The organism is Actinoplanes sp. NPDC048791, from assembly GCF_040650095.1.
In the GTDB taxonomy this organism is placed as follows: domain Bacteria; phylum Actinomycetota; class Actinomycetes; order Mycobacteriales; family Micromonosporaceae; genus Actinoplanes.
Genome location: NZ_JBEZGQ010001274.1, coordinates 1 through 2098, shown reverse-complemented (window position 1 = coordinate 2098; position 2098 = coordinate 1). Strand labels below are relative to the sequence as shown.

Below are 2098 nucleotides of genomic sequence, written 5' to 3'. Positions count from 1 at the left end.
CCCGGACAACGACCGCAGGCAAGGCCGCCAACGCCAAGCCGGCCGGCATGACGAAGACGTCGGCCACCAACGCCGGCCGGGTCAAGCAGCCCGCCACGGCTGCGGCCGCCCGTACCGCGACCGCCGGCAACAGCCGCCTCTCCGGGAACGGCCGCGTCTCCACCGTCGCCGGCTCGGCCCGCAAGGCGACCGCCAAGCGCTGAACCCGGGCACACCAGGGCCGCGCCGATCACGGCGCGGCCCTTCTGCGTACCGGAATTGTCGGTGCGGCCTGGTAGGAATAACCCGTGCCGATCAAACGGGTGTGGGCGCCACACATCGACTTCTCCGTGCTGCGCCGTGAGCTCGAGTTACCTGCCGAGTTTCCGGCCGACGCCATGCGGGAGGCGCAGGAGGCCGCCACCGGGGTCGCACCGCCGGGCGTCGACCGCACCGACATCCCGTTCGTCACGGTGGATCCGGCCACCTCGCGCGACCTCGACCAGGCGATGGAGCTCACCCGCCGGTCCGGCGGCGGCTATCGGGTGCGCTACGCGATCGCCGACGTCGCCTCCTATGTGCGGCCGGGCGGCGCGCTCGAGGCCGAGACCTGGGTGCGCGGCCAGACCATCTACTTCCCGGACGGCAAGGTCCCGCTGCACCCACCGGTGCTCAGCGAGGGCGCCGTGAGCCTGCTGCCCGACGCGGACCGCGCTGCGGTGCTGTGGACCATCGACCTGGACGCCGACGGCGAGATCACCGGCATCGCCCTGGAGCGGGCGCGGGTGCGCAGCCGGGCCAAGCTCGACTACGCGGGCCTGCAAGCGGACGTCGACGCGGGCACCGCGCCGGAGCCGATCGCCCTGCTGCCCGAGCTGGGCGCGCTGCTGGCCCGCCGCGCGGCCGATCGCGGTGCGGTAAACCTGCCCCTGCCCGAGCAGGAGGTCGAGCAGAATGGCGACGGCTGGCAGCTGGTCCTGCGGGCGCCGCTGGCCGTCGAGGAGCACAACGCCCAGATCTCCCTGCTCACCGGCATGGCCGCCGCGACCCTGATGCTGCAAGGAAAGATCGGGCTCCTCCGCACCATGCCGCCCGCCCGCCCCGAGGCAGTCACCAAACTCCGAGCGGCCGCCGCCTCCCTCGACGTCCCCTGGCCTCCCGACGCCTCCGTCGGCGCGGTCGTAGCCTCCGTCGACCCGGCCAGCCCCCGCGGCGCCGCATTCCTCAACCAGGCGGCCGAGCTCCTGCGCGGTGCGGGCTACACGGCCTTCGACCAGGAGACGCCCGCAGAGACCGGCCACGGAGGAGTGGGTGCGCCCTACGCACACGTGACCGCACCGCTGCGCCGCCTGGCCGACCGCTACGCGACGGAGGTGTGCCTGGCTCTGCACGAGGAACGCGAGGTGCCGCAGTGGGCCCGCGAGGCCCTGCCGCGCCTCCCCAAGTGCATGGCGACGACAGACCGGGTCGCCTCAGCAGCCGACCGCGGCGCCGTGGGCCTCGCCGAAGCGGTGCTGCTCGCCCACCGGGTCGGGGAGACCTTCGAGGCCGGCGTCCTCGACGTCGACGAGGACCGCACCGGCGCGAAGGGCGGTCAGGACGCCGCCCCCGCAAAGCCGGACGGCCAGCCCGCCGCCCCCGAGTCCGAGCCGGCTGCAGCCCCGAAGCAGAACGGGCGCGACAAGCCGAACAACCGCCGCCCCCGAGGCGGCAAGGTCGCCATCGACGAACCGGCCGTCCAGGCCCGCTGCGTGGGCGACCTCCCGCTGGGCGACCGCATCCAGGTCCGCCTGACCCAGGCCGACCCCAAAACCAGAGAGGTCCTCTTCGAACGAATCTGACCCGCCCACCGCGCCCGAACCGGGGTCAGCGTCACGTCGGCCATGACACGCACGGCCCTCGCGATCAGGGCTGACATTTGCCCGCGTCGTGGCTTGCCTCGTCCTAGTATCCGCCGCCGCGGGCGTCGCTTGTCGGGGTGGCATCCGTGGTCGGGGATCATCGGGCCGAGCGACCTCCGGCGTCGCGGGCGTCGCTTGTCGGGGTGGCATCCGTGGTCGGGGATCATCGGGCCGAGCGACCTCCGGCGTCGCGGGCGTCGCTTGTCGGGGTGGCATCC

General features: G+C 73.8%; 2 protein-coding genes. Both read left to right on the top strand.

Features of this window, described 5'->3' with window-relative positions; genetic code table 11:
- On the top strand, positions 1–203 hold a 203-nt coding region (locus AB0C29_RS45335), incomplete at its 5' end, for a hypothetical protein (protein ID WP_360834139.1).
- A gap of 84 nt (positions 204–287) precedes the next feature.
- Positions 288–1820 (top strand): RNB domain-containing ribonuclease, encoded by a 1533-nt coding sequence (locus tag AB0C29_RS45330; protein ID WP_360834137.1) that lies wholly within the window; start codon positions 288–290, stop codon positions 1818–1820.
- Positions 1821–2098 lie beyond the last annotated feature (278 nt).